Origin of the sequence: Kitasatospora sp. NPDC059146, assembly GCF_042786665.1 — a bacterium.
Lineage (GTDB): Bacteria > Actinomycetota > Actinomycetes > Streptomycetales > Streptomycetaceae > Kitasatospora.
This window is the reverse complement of sequence record NZ_JBHZCY010000095.1, coordinates 13,050-36,590: the sequence shown is the minus strand read 5'-3', so window position 1 is coordinate 36,590 and position 23,541 is coordinate 13,050. Positions and strand designations below refer to the sequence as shown.

Annotated in this window: 19 protein-coding genes and 2 pseudogenes; 17 read left to right on the top strand and 4 right to left on the bottom strand. The window is 73.5% G+C overall.

Annotated features, from left to right (window positions below):
• Positions 1–4 precede the first annotated feature (4 nt).
• Positions 5–1,432, bottom strand: coding sequence for an acyltransferase family protein (locus tag ACFXPX_RS31280; RefSeq protein ID WP_380529000.1), 1,428 nt, complete (start codon positions 1,430–1,432; stop codon positions 5–7).
• A 129-nt stretch (positions 1,433–1,561) separates the two neighbouring features.
• On the opposite strand from ACFXPX_RS31280, the gene ACFXPX_RS31275 reads away from it, so the two are divergent.
• Complete coding sequence (locus ACFXPX_RS31275) at positions 1,562–2,221, top strand: trimeric intracellular cation channel family protein (RefSeq protein ID WP_375891538.1); 660 nt, start codon at positions 1,562–1,564, stop codon at positions 2,219–2,221.
• Here ACFXPX_RS31275 and ACFXPX_RS31270 read toward each other — a convergent pair.
• The gene (locus ACFXPX_RS31270) at positions 2,127–2,903 is read right to left on the bottom strand and encodes an IclR family transcriptional regulator (RefSeq protein WP_375891539.1); all 777 of its coding nucleotides are present in this window, start codon (positions 2,901–2,903) and stop codon (positions 2,127–2,129) included. The genes ACFXPX_RS31275 and ACFXPX_RS31270 overlap by 95 nt on opposite strands.
• 183 nt (positions 2,904–3,086) lie before the next feature.
• Here ACFXPX_RS31270 and ACFXPX_RS31265 point away from each other — a divergent pair, with 183 nt between their 5' ends.
• The 5 genes and pseudogenes from ACFXPX_RS31265 to ACFXPX_RS31245 form a co-directional block, all read left to right on the top strand.
• Positions 3,087–4,268: a cysteine desulfurase family protein gene (locus ACFXPX_RS31265; protein ID WP_375891540.1), complete on the top strand. Its 1,182-nt coding sequence runs from the start codon at positions 3,087–3,089 to the stop codon at positions 4,266–4,268.
• 62 nt (positions 4,269–4,330) lie between these two features.
• On the top strand, positions 4,331–5,476 hold the full coding sequence (gene mnmA, locus ACFXPX_RS31260) for a tRNA 2-thiouridine(34) synthase MnmA (RefSeq protein ID WP_380528996.1): 1,146 nt from the start codon (positions 4,331–4,333) through the stop codon (positions 5,474–5,476).
• A 55-nt stretch (positions 5,477–5,531) separates the two neighbouring features.
• Positions 5,532–5,801 carry a type II toxin-antitoxin system Phd/YefM family antitoxin gene (locus ACFXPX_RS31255; RefSeq protein WP_380644186.1) on the top strand — a complete coding sequence of 90 codons (270 nt, stop codon included), beginning with the start codon at positions 5,532–5,534 and terminating at the stop codon, positions 5,799–5,801.
• Positions 5,791–6,246, top strand: a complete 456-nt coding sequence (locus ACFXPX_RS31250) for a type II toxin-antitoxin system VapC family toxin (protein WP_380644185.1) — start codon at positions 5,791–5,793, stop codon at positions 6,244–6,246. The genes ACFXPX_RS31255 and ACFXPX_RS31250 overlap by 11 nt, the downstream gene beginning before the upstream one ends.
• A 164-nt stretch (positions 6,247–6,410) precedes the next feature.
• Positions 6,411–7,406 (top strand): annotated as a pseudogene (locus tag ACFXPX_RS31245) (alpha/beta hydrolase family protein); the annotation flags it as partial.
• A gap of 230 nt (positions 7,407–7,636) precedes the next feature.
• On the opposite strand, the gene ACFXPX_RS31240 reads toward ACFXPX_RS31245, so the two are convergent.
• Together ACFXPX_RS31240 and ACFXPX_RS31235 are read right to left on the bottom strand one after the other, a co-directional pair.
• The gene (locus ACFXPX_RS31240; RefSeq protein ID WP_380644184.1) at positions 7,637–8,137 is read right to left on the bottom strand and encodes a hypothetical protein; all 501 of its coding nucleotides are present in this window, start codon (positions 8,135–8,137) and stop codon (positions 7,637–7,639) included.
• Between the two features lie 8 nt (positions 8,138–8,145).
• Entirely contained in the window at positions 8,146–9,081 is a 936-nt protein-coding gene (locus tag ACFXPX_RS31235) for a class I SAM-dependent methyltransferase (protein ID WP_380528989.1), read from the bottom strand.
• Between the two features lie 100 nt (positions 9,082–9,181).
• Between ACFXPX_RS31235 and ACFXPX_RS31230 the strand changes: the two genes are divergently transcribed.
• From ACFXPX_RS31230 to ACFXPX_RS31180, 11 genes and pseudogenes are all read left to right on the top strand, one after another.
• Positions 9,182–9,706, top strand: coding sequence for a TIGR00730 family Rossman fold protein (locus ACFXPX_RS31230; RefSeq protein WP_380644183.1), 525 nt, complete (start codon positions 9,182–9,184; stop codon positions 9,704–9,706).
• A gap of 13 nt (positions 9,707–9,719) precedes the next feature.
• Positions 9,720–10,409: an SDR family oxidoreductase gene (locus ACFXPX_RS31225; protein ID WP_375891544.1), complete on the top strand. Its 690-nt coding sequence runs from the start codon at positions 9,720–9,722 to the stop codon at positions 10,407–10,409.
• A gap of 61 nt (positions 10,410–10,470) precedes the next feature.
• The gene (locus ACFXPX_RS31220; RefSeq protein WP_380528986.1) at positions 10,471–11,481 is read left to right on the top strand and encodes a methionine synthase; all 1,011 of its coding nucleotides are present in this window, start codon (positions 10,471–10,473) and stop codon (positions 11,479–11,481) included.
• Positions 11,482–11,500: 19 nt separating this feature from the next.
• On the top strand, positions 11,501–13,789 hold the full coding sequence (gene ligA / locus ACFXPX_RS31215) for an NAD-dependent DNA ligase LigA (protein WP_380528984.1): 2,289 nt from the start codon (positions 11,501–11,503) through the stop codon (positions 13,787–13,789).
• Positions 13,790–14,174: 385 nt separating this feature from the next.
• Positions 14,175–15,926 (top strand): annotated as a pseudogene (locus tag ACFXPX_RS31210) (putative bifunctional diguanylate cyclase/phosphodiesterase); the annotation flags it as partial.
• A gap of 196 nt (positions 15,927–16,122) precedes the next feature.
• Entirely contained in the window at positions 16,123–16,419 is a 297-nt protein-coding gene (gatC, locus tag ACFXPX_RS31205) for an Asp-tRNA(Asn)/Glu-tRNA(Gln) amidotransferase subunit GatC (RefSeq protein ID WP_030057414.1), read from the top strand.
• 5 nt (positions 16,420–16,424) lie between these two features.
• The gene (gene gatA / locus ACFXPX_RS31200) at positions 16,425–17,918 is read left to right on the top strand and encodes an Asp-tRNA(Asn)/Glu-tRNA(Gln) amidotransferase subunit GatA (protein ID WP_380396893.1); all 1,494 of its coding nucleotides are present in this window, start codon (positions 16,425–16,427) and stop codon (positions 17,916–17,918) included.
• A 5-nt stretch (positions 17,919–17,923) separates the two neighbouring features.
• Complete coding sequence (locus ACFXPX_RS31195; RefSeq protein WP_380644187.1) at positions 17,924–18,208, top strand: hypothetical protein; 285 nt, start codon at positions 17,924–17,926, stop codon at positions 18,206–18,208.
• 83 nt (positions 18,209–18,291) lie between these two features.
• Complete coding sequence (gene gatB / locus ACFXPX_RS31190) at positions 18,292–19,800, top strand: Asp-tRNA(Asn)/Glu-tRNA(Gln) amidotransferase subunit GatB (protein ID WP_380528980.1); 1,509 nt, start codon at positions 18,292–18,294, stop codon at positions 19,798–19,800.
• A 265-nt stretch (positions 19,801–20,065) separates the two neighbouring features.
• Positions 20,066–20,224 (top strand): hypothetical protein, encoded by a 159-nt coding sequence (locus tag ACFXPX_RS31185; RefSeq protein WP_375891549.1) that lies wholly within the window; start codon positions 20,066–20,068, stop codon positions 20,222–20,224.
• A 134-nt stretch (positions 20,225–20,358) separates the two neighbouring features.
• On the top strand, positions 20,359–23,406 hold the full coding sequence (locus ACFXPX_RS31180; RefSeq protein ID WP_375891550.1) for a helix-turn-helix transcriptional regulator: 3,048 nt from the start codon (positions 20,359–20,361) through the stop codon (positions 23,404–23,406).
• Positions 23,407–23,541: the final 135 nt, after the last annotated feature.

The following is a 23,541-nucleotide window of genomic DNA, read 5'->3' as shown; positions in this document are numbered from 1 at the left end:
GGTGTCAGCCGCGCCCGGCGCCGTCCAGGACGGGCCGTGCCTCGGCCTCCACGGCCGGGTCGGCCGGCTGCGGCTCGCGCGCCGCCGGGGCGGCCGGGGCGGCCGGGGCGGCCGGGCGGGCCGACGGCAGCTCGGCCGGGAAGCGGCGGTTCAGCGCCTTGATCGCCTTGCGGCCCAGGTTCTGGAACGGGATCTCGACCAGGCGGTAGCTGAGGTAGCTGATCACCAGCAGGGCGGCCATCAGCCCGAAGAACTGCAGGCTGCGGTCCTGCCAGGAGGTGAAGGGCGGACGGCCCTCCAGCTTCCAGTTCATGAAGTGGATGATCGGGTTGTGCAGCAGGTACACCGAGTAGCTGATCGAGCCGGTCCAGGTCAGCCAGCGCGGGAAGCGGCGGTGGCGCAGCAGCATGCCGATCGCGAAGACGACCCAGGCGCCCAGGTAGGCGCCGGAGAACGACTGCCAGGACTCGCTCCAGGTCCGCCACAGCGCGTTGTCGCGGTTGTACATGAAGCCGCACAGGACGCCCGAGGTGAGGACGAAGCCGCAGCACAGCAGCGCCGGCAGGCGGTCGATCTGGCCGTGCTCCAGCCGGTACAGCACCGTCCCGGAGAACATGGTGGCGAAGATCAGCAGGGTCTCGAAGGCGGCGGAGCGGCCGTTCAGCACGACCAGCACCAGGCCCAGGCCGCCGAGCATCGTCCCGCCCCAGCGGGTCAGGTCGACCCGGCCGGTGAGGAAGCAGACCATCGCGGTGATCACGATGACCAGGACGGCCACCGTCAGGTGCCGGTTGGCGGGCAGGCCACCGTCGGCGGTGAGCAGGCCGAGCGGCAGCCACGAGCCGAGCAGCAGCGCGGCGCCGGCGAAGCCGATCGCGAGGGGGGCGCTCTTCTTGTGCTTGCCGTTGACGAACAGGGCCGTCACGAAGAAGTAGAAGATCATCTCGTAGGTGAGCGTCCACATCACCCCGATGAGGTTCGGGACGCCCGTGAGGTCCTGCACCATCGGGGCGTTGCCCACCACCGAGAGCAGCGGGTGGTCGAAGGCGAAGGCCTGGATGACCGAGTGGTTGCGGGGCAGGATCAGCAGGCTCAGCAGCGCGGTGACGATCACCACCGGGTAGATCCGGAAGTACCGGCCCGCCCAGAACGAGCGCACGTCGCCGCGCCGCTCCAGCGAGGCCGGGATGATGTACCCGCTCACCAGGAAGAAGAGCATCACGCCGAAGATGCCCGGATCCCCGAAATTGCGCGGCGCGTGGTCGATGTGGAGCCAGTAGAACGGCAGCGCGAAGTGGTAGATCGCCACGGAGAGCGCGGCTATGCCGCGCAGGGCGTCGAGCCAGCCGAGCCTCGACGAGGCTGCTGGGGCGGCACCCGCTGCGGCACGGGTGTTCTGGCGGCGTGGGAATGCGCGTCCGGTGAGCTTCACACGCGGGAGGTTAGCGGAGTGGGGCGGGGGTACACCCGTTCGGGCCGGGAAGGCCCCGTCCGCGAGACGGTTTCATCCGGACTGTGACCGGTGTCGGGAACGGCCGGGTGGATCGGGTACACATGGACGGTGAGTTCGCAGATCTTCCCCTCCGACGTGCAGCAATCGTTGGACCTCGTCGGCATCTTCGTCTTCGCCCTCTCCGGGGCGCTGCTCGCCGTCCGCAAGAACATGGACATCTTCGGGATCTGCGTGTTGGCGGAGGTCACGGCCCTCGGCGGCGGGGTGATGCGCGACCTGGTGATCGGCGCCACCCCGGTGGCGGCGTTCACCAACCTCGGCTACTTCGTCACCCCGCTGGCCGCCGGCCTCGTGGTGTTCTTCCTGCACCCCGAGGTCGAGCGGATCAACCGCTCCGTGCAGACCCTGGACGCCCTCGGCCTCGGCCTGTTCTGCGTCACCGGCACCGCCAAGGCGCACGACTACGGGCTCGGCGCCGTCGCCTCCATCGCGCTCGGCATGGTGACCGCGGCCGGCGGCGGGGTGATCCGCGACGTGCTGGCCGGGGAGATCCCCTCGCTGCTGCGCTGGGACCGCGAGATCTACGCCGTCCCGGCCCTGGTCGGCGCCGCCCTGGTGGCCGTGCTGATCGGGGCCGACCGGCTCACCGGCGCCACCGGCACCGCCGCCGCGCTCACCGCCTTCGTCCTGCGGATGCTCGCCCTGAAGTACGGCTGGCGTGCCCCGCGGGCCTGGCACCGCAACGGTTCTCGCACCAGCGAGGAGTAGGCGAGCCGCCGCAGGCCAGCGAGATCGCCTCGGCCGTGCAGAGCAGCTCCGGCAGCATCCGGGCCAGCTCGGCCGGCGGCACCTGGCCGGCCGGGGCGCTCAGCGCGCAGGCCGCGACCGTCCGCCCGCCGCTGCCCGCCACCGGCGCGGCCACGCAGGTCACCGGCTCCCGGTGCTCGGCCGACTCTGCCGCCCAGCCCCGGCGGCGCACCGCCGCCAGCTCGGCCGGCAGCTCCTCCTCACGGACGCCGTCCTCCGGCAGCCCGGCGAGCAGCACCCGCCCGACGGCCGTCCCGGTCACCGGGGCGCGGCGCCCGATCCGCGGCGGCCGGGCGGCCGAGGGCGCGGCCACCTCGTCCAGGTAGAGCACCTCGCCGTCGTGCAGCACGGCCAGCTGGACGGTGTAGCCGCAGCGCGCGTTCAGCGCGGCCAGGTACGGCGCGGCGACCTGCCGGACGTCGAAGTCCTCCAGCGCCCGGTGCGCCAGCGACAGCACCCGGCCGCCGACCCGGTAGCGCAGGTCGGGCTGGCGCCGGACGAACCCGTGCTCCTCCAGGGTGCGCAGCAGCCGCAGCGCGGTGGACTTGTGCACCCCGAGGCTGCTCGCGGCCTGCTCCAGCGAGAGCGGCCCGTCGCCGAGCGAACCGAGCAGGGTCAGCGCGCGGTCGACCGACTGCGACATGGCGCCCCCTGGAACGCTGGAACCCGATGGAGAAGTGGCCGTCAGGCTAACCGCTGGGCGGCGCAGTGGTACAAACCAGTGCCGGACGCCGGCGTCCGCCGGCCGCGGCCGTGGCCGGATCGGTGCGCACCCGGGCCCGGGCCTGGTGGGGCCCCGGGGCATGCCCTCTACAATCGGATGGTTATGCCATACCTGGACCATGCGGCGACCACGCCGATGCTGCCCGAGGCGATCGCCGCGATGTCGGCGCACCTGGGGGTGGTCGGCAACGCCTCGTCCCTGCACGCGGCCGGCCGCCGGGCCCGCCGGGTGGTCGAGGAGTCCCGCGAGTCGCTGGCCGAGTCGCTGGGCGCCCGCCCGAGCGAGATCGTGCTCACCGGCGGCGGCACGGAATCCGACAACCTCGCGGTCAAGGGCCTCTACTGGGCCCGCCGGGACGCCGACCCGGCCCGCACCCGGGTGCTGTCCAGCCCGGTCGAGCACCACGCCGTGCTGGACGCGGTGCACTGGCTCTCCGAGCACGAGGGCGCGACGGTCGAGTACCTGCCGGTGGACGCACTGGGCCGGGTGCACCCCGGGGCGCTGCGCGCCGCGATCGAGCGTGACCCCGGCTCCGTCGCCCTGGTCACCGTGATGTGGGCCAACAACGAGGTCGGCACCGTCCAGCCGGTGCGCGAACTCGCCGCCGTGGCGGCCGAGTACGGCATCCCGATGCACGCCGACGCGGTGCAGGCGCTCGGTCAGGTCCCGGTCTCCTTCGCCGACTCCGGCCTCACCGCGCTCACCGTCACCGGGCACAAGATCGGCGGCCCGTTCGGCATCGGCGCCCTGCTGCTCTCCCGCGGCGCCACGCCCGTACCGCTGCTGCACGGCGGCGGCCAGGAGCGCGACGTGCGCTCCGGCACCCTGGACGCCCCCGCCGCCGCCGGCTTCGCGGCCGCCGCCGCGCTGGCCGTCGAACGGCGCGAGGAGCACGCGGTGACGCTCGGCGCGCTGCGCGACGAACTGGTCGCCGGGGTGGCCGCGGCCGTCCCGGACGCGGTGCTCAACGGCGACCCGGCGGGGGAGGGGCGGCTGCCCGCCAACGCCCACTACTCCTTCCCCGGCTGCGAGGGCGACGCGCTGCTGATGCTGCTCGACGCCCAGGGCATCGAGTGCTCCACCGGTTCGGCCTGCTCGGCCGGGGTGCCGCAGCCCAGCCACGTGCTGCTCGCGATGGGCGTCGACCCGCTGCTGGCCCGCGCCTCGCTGCGGTTCTCGCTCGGGCACACCTCGGTGCGCGAGGACGTCACGGCGCTGGTGGCGGCCATCGGCCCCGCGGTGCAGCGGGCCCGCAACGCGGGGCTGGCCTCGGTCCGCCGGTAGCCCGTCCCTCGGAGCACCGGGGCCCCGGGCATGTCCGGCGGCCCCGTAGGCTTGTACTCACCATGACTGACTTCCCGGGTGCCCCGACCACTCCGTCCACCGGCCGCCTGCGCGTGCTCGCGGCGATGTCCGGCGGGGTCGACTCCGCCGTCGCCGCCGCCCGCGCCGTCGAAGCGGGGCACGAGGTGACGGGCGTGCACCTGGCGCTGTCCGCCAACCCGCAGTCCTTCCGCACCGGCGCGCGCGGCTGCTGCACCATCGAGGACTCCCGGGACGCCTGGCGCGCCGCCGACGTGATCGGCATCCCCTTCTACGTCTGGGACCTCGCCGAGCGCTTCCGCGAGGACGTGATCGACGACTTCGTCGCCGAGTACGCGGCCGGGCGGACCCCGAACCCCTGCCTGCGCTGCAACGAGAAGATCAAGTTCGCCGCGCTGCTGGACAAGGCGATCGCCCTCGGCTTCGACGCCGTCTGCACCGGCCACTACGCCCGCGTCGTCGACCGGCCGGACGGCTCGCGCGAGCTGCACCGCGCCGTGGACGCCGCCAAGGACCAGTCCTACGTCCTCGGCGTGCTCGACGCCGACCAGCTCGCCCACTCCCTCTTCCCGCTCGGCGACACCACCAAGGACGCCATCCGGGCCGAGGCCGAGCAGCGCGGCCTGGCCGTCGCCAAGAAGCCCGACAGCCACGACATCTGCTTCATCGCCGACGGCGACACCCAGGGCTTCCTGGCGCAGCACCTCGGCACCGCCACCGGCGACATCCTCGACGTGGACGGCACCAAGCTCGGCGAGCACGACGGCGCCTACGGCTTCACCATCGGCCAGCGCAAGGGCCTGCGGATCGGCCGCCCGGCCGCCGACGGCAAGCCGCGCTACGTCCTCGACATCTCCCCGGTGAACAACACCGTCACCGTCGGCCCGGTCGAGGGCCTGGACGTCACCGCCCTGACCGCCATCCGCCCCCGCTGGTGCGGCACCGAGCCCCTGGCCGACGGCCGCTACACCGCCCAGCTGCGCGCCCACGGCGAGGAGGTGCCGGTCGCCGCCTCGGTCGTCGACGACACCCTCCACGTCCGCCTCGACACCCCCGCCCGCGGCATCGCCCCCGGCCAGGCCGTCGTCCTCTACGACGGCACCCGCGTCATCGGCTCCGCCACCATCGCCACCACCGAACGCCCGGCGGCGCACCCCGTCGGGAGCTGACCGGATCGGTTCGAACGCCGTGCTGCACCGACATGTCGGCCCCTACGCTGGAGGCATGTCAGTGCAACCCGAGATCAGCCAGCGGGACCTGCGCAGCAGGCCCGAGGAGATCATGGACGCCGTCCAGGCCGGGCAGTCCTTCACCGTGACCAGGGACGGGCACCGGATCGGCGAGCTGATCCCGCTCAGGAGCCGTCGCCGGTTCGTTTCCCGGGCCGAATTCTCGGCCATGTCGCGCAGCGCTCCAGACCTGTCCCTGGAGGCCTTCCGGGCCGACCAGGAGGCCACGGCCGAGCAGTGGGCGGACGGCCGCCATGGCTCCTGAGCACCAGCAGGGCCTGCTCGACACCAACATCATGATCCTGCGCAAGTGGGTGGACCCGGCCGAACTCCCGGCCGAGATGGCCGTCAGCGCCGTCACCCTCGCCGAACTCTCCGCCGGACCGCACGAGGTCCGGCGGAACGAGGACCAGAACGACTACGACGAGCACGCCGAACGGGCCCGGCGCCTCGATGTGCTCCAGCGGGCCGAGAACGAGTTCGACCCGATTCCCTTCGATGCCGAAGCGGCTCGGATCTACGGTCGGGTCTGCGCCGCCGTGGTCGGGTCCGGGCGCAAGCCCAGGCGTCGGGTGGCGGACCTGATGATCGCGGCGATCGCGATCGCCGAGGAGCTGCCCCTGTTCACCACGAACCCCGACGACTTCAAGGGCCTCGAAGGGATCCTCACGGTGGTCCCGGTGACCAGGCCGCTGGTCGAGCACGCCTGAGGCCCGGTCGCCACCACCGAACGCCCGGCGGCGCGGGTCTGAGGGGGTCGCGGGGGGTGTCATCCGGAGGGATGACGGGGCTGGGCCGGGGGGATGAGCGGGGCCGGAGAGGGCATTCGGTCGGCTGATCCGGGGGGTCGGGGCGCGGACCTAACGTCGGGGACATGACCCGAATCCGCCGCATCGCGGCTGTCGCAGCGCTCGTTCTCGCCCTTCCGCTCCCGCTGGCCGGGGCCGCGTCGGCCGCGTCGGCCGCGCCTTCGCCCACGCCCGTGTCCGCCGCTGTCGCCGCCTTCCACGGCGAGCTGCCCGCCCCGACCGGGCGGTACGCGGCCGGGGAGGAGGTGCTGCGGCTGACCGACCGCAGCCGCACCGATCCGTGGGTGCCCTCCGCCGGGCCGCGGCAGCTGGCCGTGTCGATGTTCTACCCGGCCCGGCAGGGCACCGGGGCGCCGGCCCCGTACATGCCCCCCGGCGAGGCACAGGGCTTCCTGGCGACCCGGGTGCCGGCCGGCACCGGGCTCACGGCGCAGGACCTGGTCGACGTCGACACCCACGCCTACACCGGGGCGAAGGCCGCGGGCGGGAGGTTCCCGCTGGTGGTGCTCTCCCCGGGCTTCGAGAACCCGCGCGCCACGCTGACCGGCCTGGCGACCGACCTGGCCGCCCACGGCTACGTGGTGGCGCTGGTCGGCCACACCTACGAGGACTCCGGCGAGACGCTCGCCGACGGCAGCACCCCCGGCTGCGCGCTGTGCGACACCGGCGCGCCGGACTCGCTGCCGGACAGCCGGGCGAAGGACGTCTCCTTCGTCCTGGACCAGCTGACCGGGCAGCACCCGGTGTGGCGCCTGTCCCACCTGATCGACCGCGACCGCGTCGGCATGGCCGGGCACTCGATCGGCGGCGCGTCGACGCTCAACGCGATGGCCGAGGACCGGCGGATCCTGGCCGGGGTGAACATGGACGGAACCTTCTTCCAGCCGGTCCCGGCCGACACGCTCGAGGGCCGCTCGTTCCTGCTGCTCGGGAAGGACAGCAACCACTCCACGAACGGCGGGGACACCTCCTGGGCGCAGACCTGGGCGGGCTGGAAGGGCTACAAGCCCTGGCTGACCGTCGCCGGCACCAACCACGCGAGCTTCACGGACGTCACCGTGCTGGCCGCCGAGGCCGGCCTCCCCGCCCCCGCGGGGTCGACCACCTCGCCGGAGCGCGGGATGCAGCTGACCCGGGAGTACGTCGGGGCCTTCTTCGACCGCACCCACACGGGCCGCAACCCCCCCGGGGTGGCCGGCCGTTGGGCGGCGAACCCGGAGGGGCTCTCCCAGCACCGGTCCCCGCCCTCGGGGGCCCGCTGTGCCGGGCCCGCCCGGTCACAGCGGGCCCCTCACTGCACCCGCCGGTACCAGCGCCGGTGCACCAGGGGTTCGACGCCCAGCATGGCGGTGCCCGCGATCGCGCCGACCAGCAGGCCGGACGCACCGCCGCCGCCCAGGACCGCGCCGAGGCAGGCGGCGGCGACGGCGAGCGGGCGCAGCAGGGTGAGCGGGCCGAGGCCGATGACCATGGCGAGCGTGCTGGCGCGGAACGGCAGGGCGAAGTAGGCGGCGAGGGAGAGCAGTACGGCGGCGGCGTAGGGGACGAGCGGGAGCAGGTACCCGTCGCCGCCGGCGGCCAGGGCGGCGTAGGCCCCGGCCCGGTCGGTCGCCGTCAGCAGCAGCAGGGCGGCGGTCAGCGCGGGGGCGAGCAGCAGGAGGGCCCCGACGGCCAGCCCGCGCAGGGCGGCCCGGGCCGCGGCCCGGTGTTTGCGGATGCGGGCGTCGCGTCCGGCGTAGGCGCGGAAGCCGCTGCACGTCGCGTCGACCAGGCCGAGGAACGCGAGGGGCACGGCGGGCGTCATCGGGTGGCCCCGGCGAGGTGCTCCGGGCCCACCAGGCGGCGGGCGGCCCGGCCGAGGGTCCGGCGCAGCGGTGCCTCCAACGGTGGGCGCACACCGATGACCGGGCGCAGCGTGGTGCAGAACGGGTTCGACAGGCCGCGCGGTTCGTACACCAGCGCGCGCATCCCGGGTGCCGAGGCGGCGCGCAGCAGCAGTTCGTCGCTGTGCGCGCGCAGCGCGGAGACGACGCCGTCGTGGCGGCCGAGCGGGTGGCGCATCCGGGCGAGGTGGAAGATCCAGGCGCCGACGGGCGCCAGTCGGGTCGAGGCGATGTCGAAGTGGCAGAAGGCGAGTGCCGGTGAGGCGGCCTGGGCCCGGAAGAACTCGGTCAGGGCCGGGCCACGGAAGTGGTGGAGGACGCCGGTGGAGACGTAGACCGTTGCGGCCTCCGGCAGTTCGAAGGCGTTCCCGTGCACGAAACGGCAGTCGAGTCCCTCGGCGCGGGCGAGGCGCTCCGCCTCGCCGACCAGCGCGGCGTTGAGGTCGACCCCGACCAGTTCGACGTCGGGGCCCAGGGCGTCGGTGGCCGCCAGCCAGCGGACCAGGTAGCCGAGACCGCACCCGATGTCGACCAGGCGGTACGGCCCGGGCTGCCCGGTGGCCGTCCGGATCGCGGTGAAGAGCGGACCGAGGACGTGGACCAGGCGTTCGCCGATGCGCAGTTCCTCGCTCAACTGCTGGAGTTCGGTGTGCACGCTGATCAGCAGGCGGTCCACGGCACCGGGGTCGAGTGCGCCGTCCCGGTCGGTGGGCAGCCCGGCGACGATCCGGGCCGCGCGCCCGTCGCCGCTCTCGCGCAGCTGCCGGACGACGTCGTCGCGCCGGACCGGGAGCCGTCGGCCGTCGCGCGGGTCCACGGCCGTGATCAGGTCGGATATCTCGAGGTGGCGCACGGACAGCACCCTAGGGGTTGCGGGGAGTCGTCGGTGAGGAGGGAGCCGGGGGTAAAGCCGGTGAGCGGCGGCGGGCGGACGTGATAGACCGGACGGCATCATGAACATCTGCGTCTTCTGCTCCGCGTACTCGCTCGACGACCGCTACTCCGCCCCCGCCGCCGAATTCGCCCGGCTGCTCGGGGAGGGCGGGCACACCCTGGTCTGGGGCGGCTCCAACGCCGGCCTGATGGGCCTGCTCGCCGACGAGGCGAAGGCGGCCGGCGGCCGACTCGTCGGCGTGCTGGTCGAGATGCTCAGGCACAAGGGATACGACGGTGCCGACGAGCTGGTGATGACCGCCGATCTGGCCGAGCGCAAGCGGGAGTTGGCCGCCCGGGCGGACGCCGTCGTGGTGCTGGTCGGCGGGCTGGGCACGATGGACGAGGTCACCGAGGTGCTGGAGCTCAAGAAGCACGGGATCTTCGACAAGCCGGTGGTCCTGCTGGACACCGAGGGCTTCTACACGGGCCTGCGCACCCAGCTGGAGCGGATGGACGCCGAGGGCTTCCTGCCGCGGCCGCTGGCCGAGCTGGTCGGCTTCGCCGACACGCCGGCCGAGGTCTTCGCGCTGCTCAAGGCCTGAGAGGATCGGGACCATGGCTGCACACCTGATCACCGGTGCCGGTTCCGGCATCGGCGCCGTCCTGACCGAGAAGCTCGCCGAGCGCGGGGACGAACTCTGGCTGCTCGCCCGGGACGCCCGGCGGGCCGGCGAGCTGCGGGACCGCTTCCCCGGTGCCCGCACCCTGGTCGGCGACCTCGGCGACCCCGCCAAGCTGTCCTGGGCCTTCGGGCACCAGGCCCTGCCCGTCGAGCTGGACTCCGTCCTGCACGTGGCCGGCGCGGTGGAGCTGGGCACGGTGGGCGACCTGCCGGTGAAGGCCTGGCAGGACACCCTGAACGTCAACCTGGTCGCCCCCGCCGAGCTGACCCGGCTGCTGCTGCCCTCGCTGCGCCTGGCCAAGGGCCACGTGGTGTTCGTCAACTCCGGCGCCGGCCTCACCGCCCACGCCGAGTGGTCGGCGTACGCGGCCAGCAAGCACGGGCTCAAGGCGCTCGCCGACGCGCTGCGCCAGGAGGAGCACGGGAACGGTGTGCGGGTCACCTCGGTCTACCCGGGCCGCACCGCCACCGCGATGCAGGCCAAGGTGCACCAGCAGGAGGGCAAGGAGTACGACGCCGCCCGCTGGATCGAGCCGGAGTCCGTCGCGAAGGCCGTCCTGGCGGCCCTGGACGCCTCCCGGGACGCCGAGATCACCGACATCACCGTCCGCCCCGGCCGCTGACCGGCGGCGCTGACCGGGACACCGGCGAACGTCGGCGGCGCCGCGCACTAGGCTCGGACGGGTGAGCACCGGACACCCCTTCCCCGACCTGCGCGGCGCCGCCACCGGCGTCGGCTCGCTGCCCGGCACCGACGCCCGGGAGGCCGCCAGGACCTCCACCGGGGCGCTGGAGCAGCTGCCGTTCCTGCCCGAACTGCCCGCCCGCGGGCCGGGCGCCGACATGATCGGCCGCAGCGCCGGCCTGCTGGTCGAGCTCTTCGCGCAGACCGAGCCCAGCGGCTGGCGGTTCGCCGACCGCCCCGGCCGGGACACCCGCCGCGCCCACTCCTGGCTCGGCGAGGACCTGGACGCCCTGGAGGAGTACACCCAGGGGTACCGGGGGGCGCTCAAGCTCCAGGCCGTCGGCCCCTGGACGCTGGCGGCCGCCATCGAGCTCAAGCACGGCGAGAAGGCGCTCGCCGACCCCGGCGCCTGCCGGGACGTCGCCGGCTCGCTCACCGAGGGGCTGCGCCGCCACCTCGCCGAGGTCCGCAAGCGCGTGCCGGGGGCCGAGGTGGTGCTCCAGCTGGACGAGCCCTCGCTGCCCGCCGTGCTGGCCGGGTCGGTGCGGACCGCCAGCGGCTTCCAGCGGCTGCGCGCCGTCGACCGGCAGGTCGCCGAGGAGGTGCTGCGCGAGCTGATCCGCGGCCTGGACGCGCCGGTCGTGGTGCACTCCTGCGCGCCGGAGGTGCCGGTGCCGCTGCTGCGCCGGGCCGGAGTCGCCGGGATCTCGCTGGACTTCTCCCTCCTCACCGAGCGCCAGGACGACGACCTGGGCGAGGCGGTGGAGGGCGGCACGGCGATCCTCGCCGGTGTCGTGCCCTCCGTTGACCAGGCGGTGTCCGACCCGGCCGGTAGTGTCCAGGGGATCAGGACCTTGTGGCGCAGGCTCGGGTTCGCTCCGGAGCTGCTGGGCCGCCGCGTGCTGGTGACGCCGACCTGCGGGCTCGCCGGGGCCTCCCCTGCCTACGCGCGCACGGCGCTGCAGCTCGCTGCGCGGGCGGCGCAGAGCCTGGTGGACAACCCGGAATGAGAACGTAGGAGGGCTTGCGGTGACGGCTGTCGAGGGCTGGGAGGACGTCCCGGCGGAGGTGCGCCGGCGGCACGCCGAGCTGGCGCAGGAGATCACCGACCACCGCGCCCGGTACTACGAGCAGGACGCGCCGGTCGTCAGCGACGCCGAGTTCGACGCGCTGATGCGCGAACTGGAGGAGCTGGAGGCCGAGCACCCGGCCCTGGTGACGCCGGAGTCGCCGACCCAGCGGGTCGGCGGCGCCCCCACCGCGCTGTTCGCCGCCGTCGAGCACCGCGAGCGGCTGCTCAGCCTGGACAACGCGATGGACGACGAGGAGCTCGGCGCCTGGGCGGACCGGGTCGCCACCGAGCTGCACGGCATCGAGTACCACTACCTGTGCGAGCTCAAGGTGGACGGCCTGGCCGTCAACCTCACCTACGAGAACGGCCAGTTGGTGCAGGCGGCGACCCGCGGCGACGGCCGGGTCGGCGAGGACATCACCGCCAACGTCCGCACCATCAAGGAGATCCCGCACCGGCTCAAGGGCGACGACCTCCCGGCGCTGGTGGAGATCCGCGGCGAGGTCTACTTCCCGACCGAGGAGTTCGACGCGCTCAACGCCTCGTTCGCGGCGGAGAACGAGCGCCGTCGGCAGGAGAACGAGGAGCGCGCCAAGGAGGGCAAGCGGCCCCGGGCGATGATCCGGCTGTTCATGAACCCCCGCAACGCCGCCGCCGGTTCGCTGCGCCAGAAGGACCCGCACGTCACCGCCTCCCGCCCGCTGCACATGGTGGTGCACGGCATCGGCGCCCGGGTCGGCTTCGACATCGACAACCAGTCGCACGCCTACCGGCTGCTGCACGACTGGGGTCTGCCCACCGCCCGGCACAACAAGGTGGTCGGCACGCTGGCCGACGTGCGCGCCTTCATCAAGTACTTCGGCGAGCAGCGGCACTCGGTCGAGCACGAGATCGACGGCGTCGTGGTCAAGGTGGACGAGATCGCCCTCCAGGGCCGGCTCGGCGCCACCTCCAAGTCCCCGCGCTGGGCGATCGCCTGGAAGTACCCGCCGGAGGAGGTCACCGGCAAGCTGGCCGAGATCAAGGTCGGCGTCGGGCGCACCGGCCGGGCCACCCCGTACGCGGTGCTGGCCGAGCCGGTGAAGGTGGCCGGCTCGATGGTGCAGTACGCGACGCTGCACAACCAGGACGTGGTCAAGGCCAAGGACGTCCTGCTCGGCGACACCGTGGTGCTGCGCAAGGCCGGTGACGTCATCCCGGAGATCCTCGGCCCGGTCTACGACCTGCGGGACGGCACCGAGCAGGCCTTCGTGATGCCCTCGCACTGCCCGGAGTGCGCCGCCGAGCTGCGCCCGATGTCCGAGGGGGACATCGACCTGCGCTGCCCGAACGCCCAGCACTGCCCGGCCCAGATCCGGGAGCGGATCGCCTTCCTCGGCGGCCGGCAGTGCCTGGACGTCGAGGGGCTGGGCTACGTCGCGGCGACCGCGCTGACCCAGCCGCTGGAGCCGGCCGAGGCCCCGGTGCACAACGAGGGGGACGTCTTCGGGCTGACGGCGGAGCAGCTGCTGCCGATCAAGGTGCTGGTGCGCGACCAGAAGACCGGCATGCCCAAGCTGGACGACCGGACGGGCAAGGAGAAGGAGGTCTTCTTCTTCGCCACGACCAAGGGCGAGCCGAAGAAGTCGCTGCAGACCCTGCTGGACAACCTGGAGGGGGCGAAGGACCGCCCGCTCTGGCGCTTCCTGAACGGCCTGTCGATCCGGCACGTGGGCCCGGTGGCGGCGCAGGAGCTGGCGCGCGAGTTCCGTGACCTGGACCGGGTCTTCTCGGCCACCGAGGAGGAGTTGGCGGCGGTCGAGGGCGTGGGCCCGACCATCGCCCGCTCGATCCGGGAGTGGTTCGAGGAGGAGTGGCACCGGGAGATCCTGGAGAAGTGGCGGGCCGCCGGGGTCCGCTTCGTCGAGGAGTTCGCGGACGAGGAGGAGGCGGAGCGCCCGCTGGAGGGCCTGACCGTGGTCGTCACCGGGACGCTGGCGGGCCACACCCGGGACGGCGCCAAGGAGGCGCTGACCTCGCGTGGAGCGAAGGTGACCGGTTCGGTTTCGAAGAAGACCGACTTCGTGGTCGCCGGTGATAACCCAGGGTCCAAGTATGACAAGGCAGTTCAGCTCGGCCTGCCGGTCCTGGACGACGCGGGCTTCGCGGTGCTGCTCGCCGACGGACCGTCTGCCGCCCGCGCCCACCTGGGACTTCCGGAGCCCGCCGCGGCGGAGGAGGTCGTCGAGGCACCCGCGGAGGGCTGACCCCGGGCGGACCCGGGCCGCCGCCGGCCGGATCCGGGTTGTTATCGTCCTGATGCGGCGTCACCGGGTGCCGCCCGGTGAAAGCGGGCATTGTGTCACTGTGCGACACCCGGGCGCGGTGGCGCGTTTCCGGTTGTCCGAAAGTCTGCCCACCGGGGAGACCCCGGCATACCCTGGAGCGCAACAGAGTGTCAGCAGGGGTGGGGGCACCGGCCGAGCCGGTGCTCCTCGGGGTCGCTCCATGCCCGGCAGCTGTCGGTACCGGCACGGTGCCTCACCGTAAGGCGGCCTGACGGGGCGGGCCCGACGGAGGACAGGGCTTATGGATCGTTCGACCGGCGGCGCGCCCACACGCCCGCCGCAGGGGGTGGCAGGTGCGGTCCTGCTGCTCGGCGTGCTGCTGGCCGGAGCCGCGCCGCTCATCCCGCTGGCCGTCCTGGTCTACCGGTTCGAACCCGAACTGCTGCCGCTGTTCGCGGTACCGCTGGCCGTCCTGGTGGCGGCCTGGCGGATCGCCCGGGACCGGGCCCGCGACCAGCTGACCGATCCCCTGACGGATCTGCCCAACCGTCAGGCCTTGCTGCTGGCCGCCCAGGAGGCGATCGTCGAGCGCGAGGAAGGGTACAGCGTCGGTCTCATCCTGCTTGACCTCGACCGCTTCCGATCACTCAACGACACACTTGGTCATACGGCCGGTGACCGCCTCCTGGTTCACATCGCCCGCCGACTGCACCGGGCGCTGCGTTCCGGCGGCCCGGCCGGCAGCGCCACCCGGGAGTCCATCGACGACGTCTTCGCCGGCCTGCCCCGGCACTACCGGCGCGGACGCCCCATGGTGGCCCGGATGGGCGGCGACGAGTTCGCCGTCCTGCTCCCCGGCATCAACTGCCCCGACAGCCTGGAGCGGGTCGCCAAGGCCCTGATCGCCGAACTCGCCGCGCCGATCCGGCTGGACGGCCTGCTGCTGGTGCTGGAGGCCAGCGCCGGAGTCTGCGTCTACCCGCAGGGCGCCCAGGACGCCGAGTCGCTGCTGCGCCGCGCCGACGTGGCGATGGGCCACGCTCAGCGCGAGTGCAGCGGGGTCGCCCAGTACGACGAGACCCAGGACGCCGACACCCCGTACCGGATCGGCCTGCTCGGGGACCTCCGCCGGGCCCTGGAGACCGGCGAGGTGCAGCTGCACTACCAGCCGAAGGTGGCCTTCGACGGCCGGGTGGTCGGCCTGGAGGCGCTGCTGCGCTGGGAGCGGCCCGGGCAGGGGAAGGTCTCCCCGGACGAGTTCGTCGGGCTCGCCGAGTCCAGCGGACTGATGCCCCGGCTCACCGACTACGTGCTGGAGGCGGCGGTCGGCCAGCTCGCCTACTGGCGCGAGCAGGGCCTCCAGGTGCAGGTCGCGGTCAACGTCTCGCCGCGCGACGTGCTCAACCCCGGCTTCGCCCAGCGCGTCGCCGGGCACCTGGTCCGCCACCAGGTGCCGGCCCACGCGCTCCAGCTGGAGATCACCGAGCGGCTGCTGCTGGACGACTCCCGGCGCGCCGCCGACACCCTGGCGGAACTGCGCGGCTACGGCGTCGGGATGTCCCTGGACGACTTCGGCACCGGGCACTCCTCGCTGGTGCGGCTGCGCAGCCTGCCGGTCGGCGAGCTCAAGATCGACCGTTCCTTCGTCTCCCGGATGGTCGCCGACGACCACGACGCGGCGGTGGTCCGCTGCTCGGTCGAGCTGGCCCACTCGCTCGGCCTGACCGTGGTCGCCGAGGGCGTCGAGGACGACGAGACCTGGGAGCGGCTGCACTGCATGGGCGTGGACGCCGTCCAGGGCTGGCTGGTGTCCGCCGCGCTGCCCGCCGAGCAGGCCACCGCCTGGCTGCGGGTGCACCGCACCACCGGCGCCCCGACGGTGGAGCGGCTCGGCGCGCCGCCGCAGCTCCCGTCGATCATCAAGCCGGTCGACCGCGCCGCCGCGGTCAAGCCGGCCGACCGGCCGTCCCCGCTGTCGCCGGTGCGGCCGCCGACCCTCCCGCCGGTGCTGCCGCCCGCCCTGCAGGCCGGGCAGCGCGGCCAGGCGCTGCCCGCCGCGCAGGTCGGCTTCCAGACGCCGGGCGCGCAGGGTTGGGCCCGTACCGGGCCGCAGTAGCGGCGGGGGTGACGGGGGCGACGGGGACGGTAACGGGGCCGCAGGTCCACTCGTTGGCCGGTGGCCGGGCCGGGCCCCATAGGATGGGGTCCAAAGACCACGAGGACGGAGCGCCGAACCCGGCTGCTCCTGCCCGGGCCCGGCACCGCCGCAGGCGTCGCCGGGTCTCACCAGAACTCACCCTGAGGATCGCTGCATGCCTGGCATCACGCGCGAGGAGGTCGCCCACCTCGCCCGGCTGTCGCGTCTTGAGCTGAAGCCCGAAGAGCTGGACCACTTCGCCGAGCAGCTCGACGTGATCATCGGCGCGGTCGCCCGCGTTTCCGAGGTCGCCGGACAGGACGTCCCGCCGACCTCCCACCCGCTGCCGCTGACCAACGTCATGCGCGCGGACGAGGTGCGACCGTCGCTGACCCCGGAGCAGGCGCTGTCCGGCGCCCCCGCCGCCGAGGAGCAGCGTTTCCGTGTGCCGCAGATCCTCGGGGAGGACTGACCGAGATGACCGAGCTGATCAAGTACACCGCGGCCGAGACCGCGGGCGCCATCGCCAAGGGCGAGGTCTCCGCCGTCGAGGTCGCCCAGGCGCACCTGGACCGCATCGAGGCCGTCGACAAGAAGGTCAACGCCTTCCTGCACGTCGACACCGAGGGCGCGCTGGCCGCCGCCAGGGCCGTCGACGACAAGCGCGCCAAGGGCGAGGAGCTGGGCCCGCTGGCCGGCGTCCCGCTCGCGCTCAAGGACGTCTTCACCACCAAGGGCATCCCGACCACCTGCGGGTCCAAGATGCTCGAGGGCTGGATCCCGCCCTACGACGCCACCCTGACCACCCGTCTCAAGGACGCGGGCGTGGTCATCCTCGGCAAGACCAACATGGACGAGTTCGCGATGGGCTCTTCCACCGAGAACTCGGCCTACGGCCCGACCGGCAACCCGTGGGACCTCACCCGCATCCCGGGCGGCTCCGGCGGCGGTTCGGCCGCCGCGCTGGCCGCCTTCGAGGCCCCGCTGGCGATCGGCACCGACACCGGCGGCTCGATCCGCCAGCCCGGCGCCGTCACCGGCACCGTCGGCGTCAAGCCGACCTACGGCTCGGTGTCCCGCTACGGCCTGGTCGCCTTCTCCAGCAGCCTGGACCAGGGCGGCCCGTGCGCCCGCACGGTGCTGGACGCGGCCCTGCTGCACGAGGCCATCGCCGGCCACGACCCGCTGGACTCCACCTCGATCGACGCGCCCGTCCCGGCCGTGGTCGAGGCCGCGAGGATGCGCGACGTCCGCGGCATGCGGATCGGCGTCGTCAAGGAGTTCGCCGGCGAGGGCTACCAGACCGGCGTGATGCAGCGCTTCGACGAGTCGGTGGAGCTGCTGCGCGAGCTGGGCGCCGAGGTCGTCGAGGTGTCCTGCCCGTCCTTCACCCTGGCGCTGCCGGCGTACTACCTGATCGCGCCGTCGGAGTGCTCCTCCAACCTGGCCCGCTTCGACGCCATGCGCTACGGCCTGCGGGTCGGCGACGACGGCTCGCGCTCGGCCGAGGAGGTCACCGCGCTGACTCGCGAGGCCGGCTTCGGCGACGAGGTCAAGCGCCGCATCATCCTGGGCACCTACGCCCTCTCCTCGGGCTACTACGACGCCTACTACGGCTCGGCCCAGAAGGTCCGCACGCTCATCTCGCGGGACTTCGACGCCGCCTTCGCCGGTGTGGACGTGCTGGTCTCGCCGACCACGCCGACCACCGCCTTCCCGATCGGCGAGCGCGCCGACGACCCGATGGCGATGTACCTGGCCGACCTGTGCACGATCCCGTCCAACCTGGCGGGCAACGCGGCCATGTCGCTGCCGGTCGGCCTGGCGCCGGAGGACAATCTCCCGGTCGGCCTGCAGATCATCGCTCCCGCGATGGCGGACGACCGCCTGTACCGCGTGGGCGGTGCCGTCGAGGCCGCACTCAACGACAAGTGGGGGCACACCCTGCTGGAGGAGGTACCGGCACTGTGAGCAAGATCGAGAAGGCCAAGGCCCCGAGCTCCGTCAAGGCCCAGAGCTCCCTCAAGGCCCAGAGCTCCCTCAAGGGGTTCAAGCACAGCAAGCCCGGGCTGTGGCTGTCCATCGGCACCAGCGCGTTCGGTGCGATCTCCGTGGTCAAGGACGTCCGCAAGGCGCGCGAGGAGAGCGACACCCTCAAGCTGGTCAACGCCCTGGTCGGCGCCGCCGCGCTGATCACCGGCACCGCCCTGCTGGTGCGCGAGCTGCGTCAGCTCGCCTCCGACGACGTGCTGCTGGGCTGAGTCGATCCGAGCGCCCCGGCCCGGCCCCGCGCGATGCGGCGGCCGGGCCCGTACCTCCCAAGCTTCAAGTGAGAAGGGACGCTGTGAGCGTCATGAACCTGGTCTCCTACGAGGACGCTCTCGCGTCGTACGACCCGGTGATGGGCCTTGAGGTCCACGTCGAGCTGGGTACCAAGACCAAGATGTTCTGCGGTTGCTCGACCGAGCTGGGCGCCGAGCCGAACAGCCAGACCTGCCCGACCTGCCTGGGCCTGCCGGGCTCGCTCCCGGTGGTCAACGCGATCGGCGTGGAGTCGGCCGTCAAGATCGGCCTCGCGCTGAACTGCGAGATCGCCGAGTGGTGCCGGTTCGCGCGGAAGAACTACTTCTACCCGGACATGCCCAAGAACTTCCAGACCTCGCAGTACGACGAGCCGATCGCCTTCAACGGCTACCTCGACGTGCAGCTGGAGGACGGCACGACCTTCCGGGTGGAGATCGAGCGCGCCCACATGGAGGAGGACACCGGCAAGTCCAGCCACGTCGGCGGCGCCACCGGTCGCATCCACGGGGCCACCCACTCGCTGCTCGACTACAACCGGGCCGGCATCCCGCTGATCGAGATCGTCACCAAGCCGATCGTCGGCGCCGGCGAGCGCGCCCCCGAGGTCGCCAAGGCCTACGTGGCCGAGCTGCGCGAGCTGATCAAGGCGCTGGGCGTCTCCGAGGCCCGGATGGACAAGGGCCAGATGCGCTGCGACGTCAACCTGTCGCTGCGCCCGAACGGCACCGAGACCTTCGGCACCCGCTCGGAGACCAAGAACGTCAACTCCCTGCGCAGCGTGGAGCGGGCCGCCCGGTTCGAGATCCAGCGGCACGCCACCGTGCTGACCGACGGCGGCACCATCGTCCAGGAGACCCGTCACTTCCACGAGGAGGACGGCTCCACCACCTCGGGCCGGATCAAGGACAACGCCGAGGACTACCGCTACTTCCCCGAGCCGGACCTGGTGCCGGTGGCCCCTGCCCGGGCGTGGGTCGAGGAGCTGCGGGCCGGGCTGCCGGAGCTGCCGCGGGTGCGCCGCGCCCGGCTGCAGGCCGAGTGGGGCCTGACCGACAAGGACATGCAGTCGGTGCTCAACGCCGGTGCGGTGGAGCCGATCCAGGAGACCATCGCGGCCGGCGCCCCCGCCGACCAGGCCCGCAAGTGGTGGATGGGCGAGCTGGCCCGTCGCGCCAACGAGACCGGTACCGAGCTGAGCGAGCAGCCGATCACCCCGGCGCAGGTCGCCCGGGTCACCGCGCTGGTCGCCGAGGGCAAGCTGAACGACAAGCTGGCCCGCCAGGTCATCGAGGCCGTGCTGGCCGGCGAGGGCGAGCCGGACGAGGTCGTCGAGAAGCGCGGCCTGGCCGTGGTCTCGGACGACTCCGCGCTGGGCGCCGCGGTCGACCAGGCCATCGCCGAGAACGAGGCGATCGCCGCCAAGATCCGCGACGGCAAGGTCGCCGCCGTGGGCGCGCTGGTCGGCGCGGTCATGAAGGCCACCCGTGGCCAGGCGGACGCGGCCCGGGTCAAGGACCTGATCCTGGAGAAGCTGGGCGTCTCGGCCTGAGCCACCTGAGAAGGCTCGGCGGCCTAGGCCGTCAAGCCCGCCTTCCTAAGGCGTCTAAGGCGTCTAAGGCCCCCTAAGTAAGGCCTAAGGCCCCGTCTCACCTACGTATCTAGGTGAGACGGGGCCTTAAACCTTTTCTGGCGCCGAATCTAAGGCACTCGGCCTTCGGAAGATGGGGCACGCTCCCGATGTGGCACCCCCCACTGGGGGAGGAAGCTCTTACATGTCAGGGAAACGAAGGCGAAACCCCAGGGGGGAACCCGAAGTGATCGAGTACCAGCTCATCCAGCAGCACGCCCACGAGCTCGAAGCCCGCGCCGAGCACGAGCGTCTGGTCCGCGAGGCCAAGCAGGTCGCCCGGCTGCGCCGCCGTCCGGTGGCCGCCCGCTTCCAGCGTCGCCCCGTGCGTCAGACGGAATGCTGACGACCCGGCACCAGGACGGTGCCGATGCAGTTCCGGAGGGGGAGGCGCCGCGGGGGAGCGCCTTCCCCTCCGGGCGTTCGCCCCGCGAGATAACCCCTCTCACCAGTGGCTCCGGCTATGGCATGCTCGCCTCCATGCAGCAGATATCGGTGAGTCCCGTCTTCGTCGGCCGCGGCAGCGAGATCACCGAACTGACCGACGCGCTGCGCCGGGCGGGCACCGGCAGCCCGCAGGCCGTGCTGATCGGCGGCGAGGCCGGGATCGGCAAGACCCGGCTGCTGGAGGAGTTCCTCCAGCGGGCCGCCGACGGGGGAGCGGTCACCACGCTCGGCAGCTGTCTGGAGGTCGGCGCCGAGGGCCTGCCCTACGCGCCGCTCGCCGCCGCGTTGCGCCGGCTGCACCGCGCGCTGGGCGCCGAGTTCGAGGCGGCCGCGGCCGGCAGCGAGGGCCATCTCGCCCGGCTGCTCTCCGAGTTCGGCGAGGGGGACGGCGAACCCAACGACGAGTACGGCCGGGCCCGACTGTTCGAGCACACCGCAAGACTGTTCGAACGGTTCGGCGCGGAACGTACCCTCGTGTTCGCCGTGGAGGACCTGCACTGGTCCGACCGCTCCACCCGCGAACTGCTCGCCTTCCTGGTGCGCACCCTGCACCGCTCCCGGGTGCTGCTGGTCGCCACCTACCGCACCGACGACCTGCACCGCCGCCACCCGCTGCGCCCCTTCCTGGCCGAGCTGGAGCGGCTGCGCACCGTGCAGCGCCTGGAGCTGGAGCGCTTCGGCCGCCGCGAGGTCGCGGCCCAGCTGGCCGGCATCCTCGGCACGGGCGCCCCCGACCGCCAGCTGGTGGACCGGATCCTGCGCCGCTCGGAGGGGAACCCGTTCTTCGTCGAGGAGCTGGCCACCGCCTTCGAGGACGGCTGCGGCGCCGGCCTCACCGACTCGCTGCGGGACATCCTGCTGGTCCGGGTGGAGAGCCTGGACGAGGAGGCCCAGAAGGTGGTGCGGATCGCCGCCGAGGGCGGCTCGCACGTCGAACACGCCCTGCTGGCCGCCGTCCTGGCCGACGACGAGGAGGCGCTGATCGAGGCGCTGCGGGCGGCCGTCGGCGCCAACATCCTGCGCCCGGACAGCGAGGGCGAGGGCTACCGGTTCCGGCACGCGCTGGTCCGCGAGGCCGTCTCGGACGACCTGCTGCCCGGCGAACGGCACCGGATCAACCGCAAGTTCGCGCTCGCGGTGGAGGCCCGGCCGCAACTCGTCCCGGCCGACGCGCTGCCCGCCCGGCTGGCCAACTACTGGTACCACGCCCACGACCCGGCCCGGGCCCTGCCGACCGCCCTGGACGCCGCCCGCGCGGCCCGGCGCCGCAACGCCTTCGCCGAGCAACTCGGCATGCTGGAGCGGGGGTTGGAGCTGTGGGACCTGGTCTCCGAGGAGGTGCTGGCGCACACCCTGCGCCCGTACGACTGGGCCGAGACCTACCCGCCCGGCTCCTGCGACCACAGCCCCGCGGACGCGGACTGCGACCGGATCCAGCTGGTCGACGTGCTGGCCGAGGCGGTGGTCGCGGCCCGGCGCTGCGGTGACCGCGAGCGCGGGCTGAGCCTGGCCAAGCGCGGAATCCGGCTGGTCGACGAGGCCGAGCACCCGGTGCGCGCGGCCTGGTTCCGGATCAACCGGGCCCGGATGCTGGGCAACCTGCGCCGCTCCGGGGACGACGAGGAGATCACCCGCGCCCACCGGCTGGTGGAGCACCTGCCGCCGTCCGCGACCCAGGCCGAGGTGTTCGCCCTGGCCGCGGGCGTGGCGGTGGTCCGGGCGCCCCGCCTCGAACACCTCAAACTGGCCGAGCGGGCGATCGGGATCGCCCGGGAGGTCGGCGCCCACTCGGTCGAGGTGCACGCCCGGATGACCCTCGGCAGCCTGCGCTACGACCTGCTGGGCGACGCCGAGGGCGGGCTGGCCGAGCTGACGGCCGCGGTCGAGCGGGCCCGGGCGCTGGGCATCCCGGACCTCCTGCTGCGCGGCATCAACAACCTGGCCAGCATGCAGCGCGGACTGGGCCGGGCCGAGGAGGCCGTCCGACTGGCCCGGGAGGGGCTGGAGTTCGCGGACGGCAACGGGCTGCAGCGCAACATCGGCAACATCCTGACCGGCAACCTGGTCGAGGCGCTCGCCGACCTCGGGCAGGTGCGGGAGGCGGAGGAACTGCTCACCGCCAGCGAGCTGATCGGCCTGCCCGGCTCCCACGCGGAGTTCCTGGACCGGATGCGCGGCGACCTCGCCGTGCTGCGCGGGGACTTCGCGACTGCGGCGACCATGCTGGCGCAGGCCCGGTCGGCGAACCGTTTCGGCCAGGCGCAGCACAGCGTGCCGATCAGCCGCCTGGCGGTGCGGATCGCCGCGCACAACGGGCGGCCGCTGGACGCCCGGGCGGAACTGCTCGCCGCGCTCGCGGAGGACGGGCGGCTCGGTTACGAGTCCGACGTCTACCCGCTGCTGGTGGAGGCCGCCGGGGTGGAGGCGGACAGCCTGGGCGTGCCGGAGACCGGCGCGGGCCGGGCCGAGGCGCTGACCGCGATCGCCGCCGCGGCCACCCAGCTGCGGCCCCAGTCGCCGCTGCACCACGGCTGGGCCCGGCTGCTGGAGGCCGAGCTGGCCCGGGCCGCGGCCGCGGACACCACCGGGCAGTGGGCGGAGGCGGCCACCGAGCTGCGGTCGACCGGGCTGCCGTACCCGCTGGCGCTCGCGCTGCTGCGCGGCGCCGAGGCCCAGGTGCGGGCCGGGCGGCGCGAGGCCGCGACCGAACTGCTGCGCGAGGCGGGCGAACTGGCGACCGCCCGGGGCGACCGGCCGCTCGCGGCCCAGGTCACCGCACTGGCGGAGCGCGCGGGGCTCACGCTGGCCCCGGTGGAGCGCCCGGCCGCGGCGGCGGGACCGGCCCCGGCGGTCGGGGACTCCTTCGGGCTCACCCCCCGTGAGCGGGACGTGCTCCGGCTGCTCGCCCGGGGCTGGACCAACCGGCAGATCGCCGAGGAGCTGTACATCTCTCCGAAGACCGCAAGCGTGCACGTGTCCAACATCCTGGGAAAGCTGGAGGTCGGCGGCCGTGGCGAGGCCGCCGCGCTGGCCCACCGGCTGCGGCTGTTCCCCGACGACCCGGCCCCCTCGGGCCGGTGAACCCGCAGGTCGCCGACCGTGCCCGAACGGTCGGCGGCCGGGGCCGCCCGGGTGGCCGGGCGCCGTTGCGTGCTCCCGTGCGCGCCGCGTGAGCCCCTGCCCGCGCGCCGCCGCCAACCGGGCCGATCGGTCGGA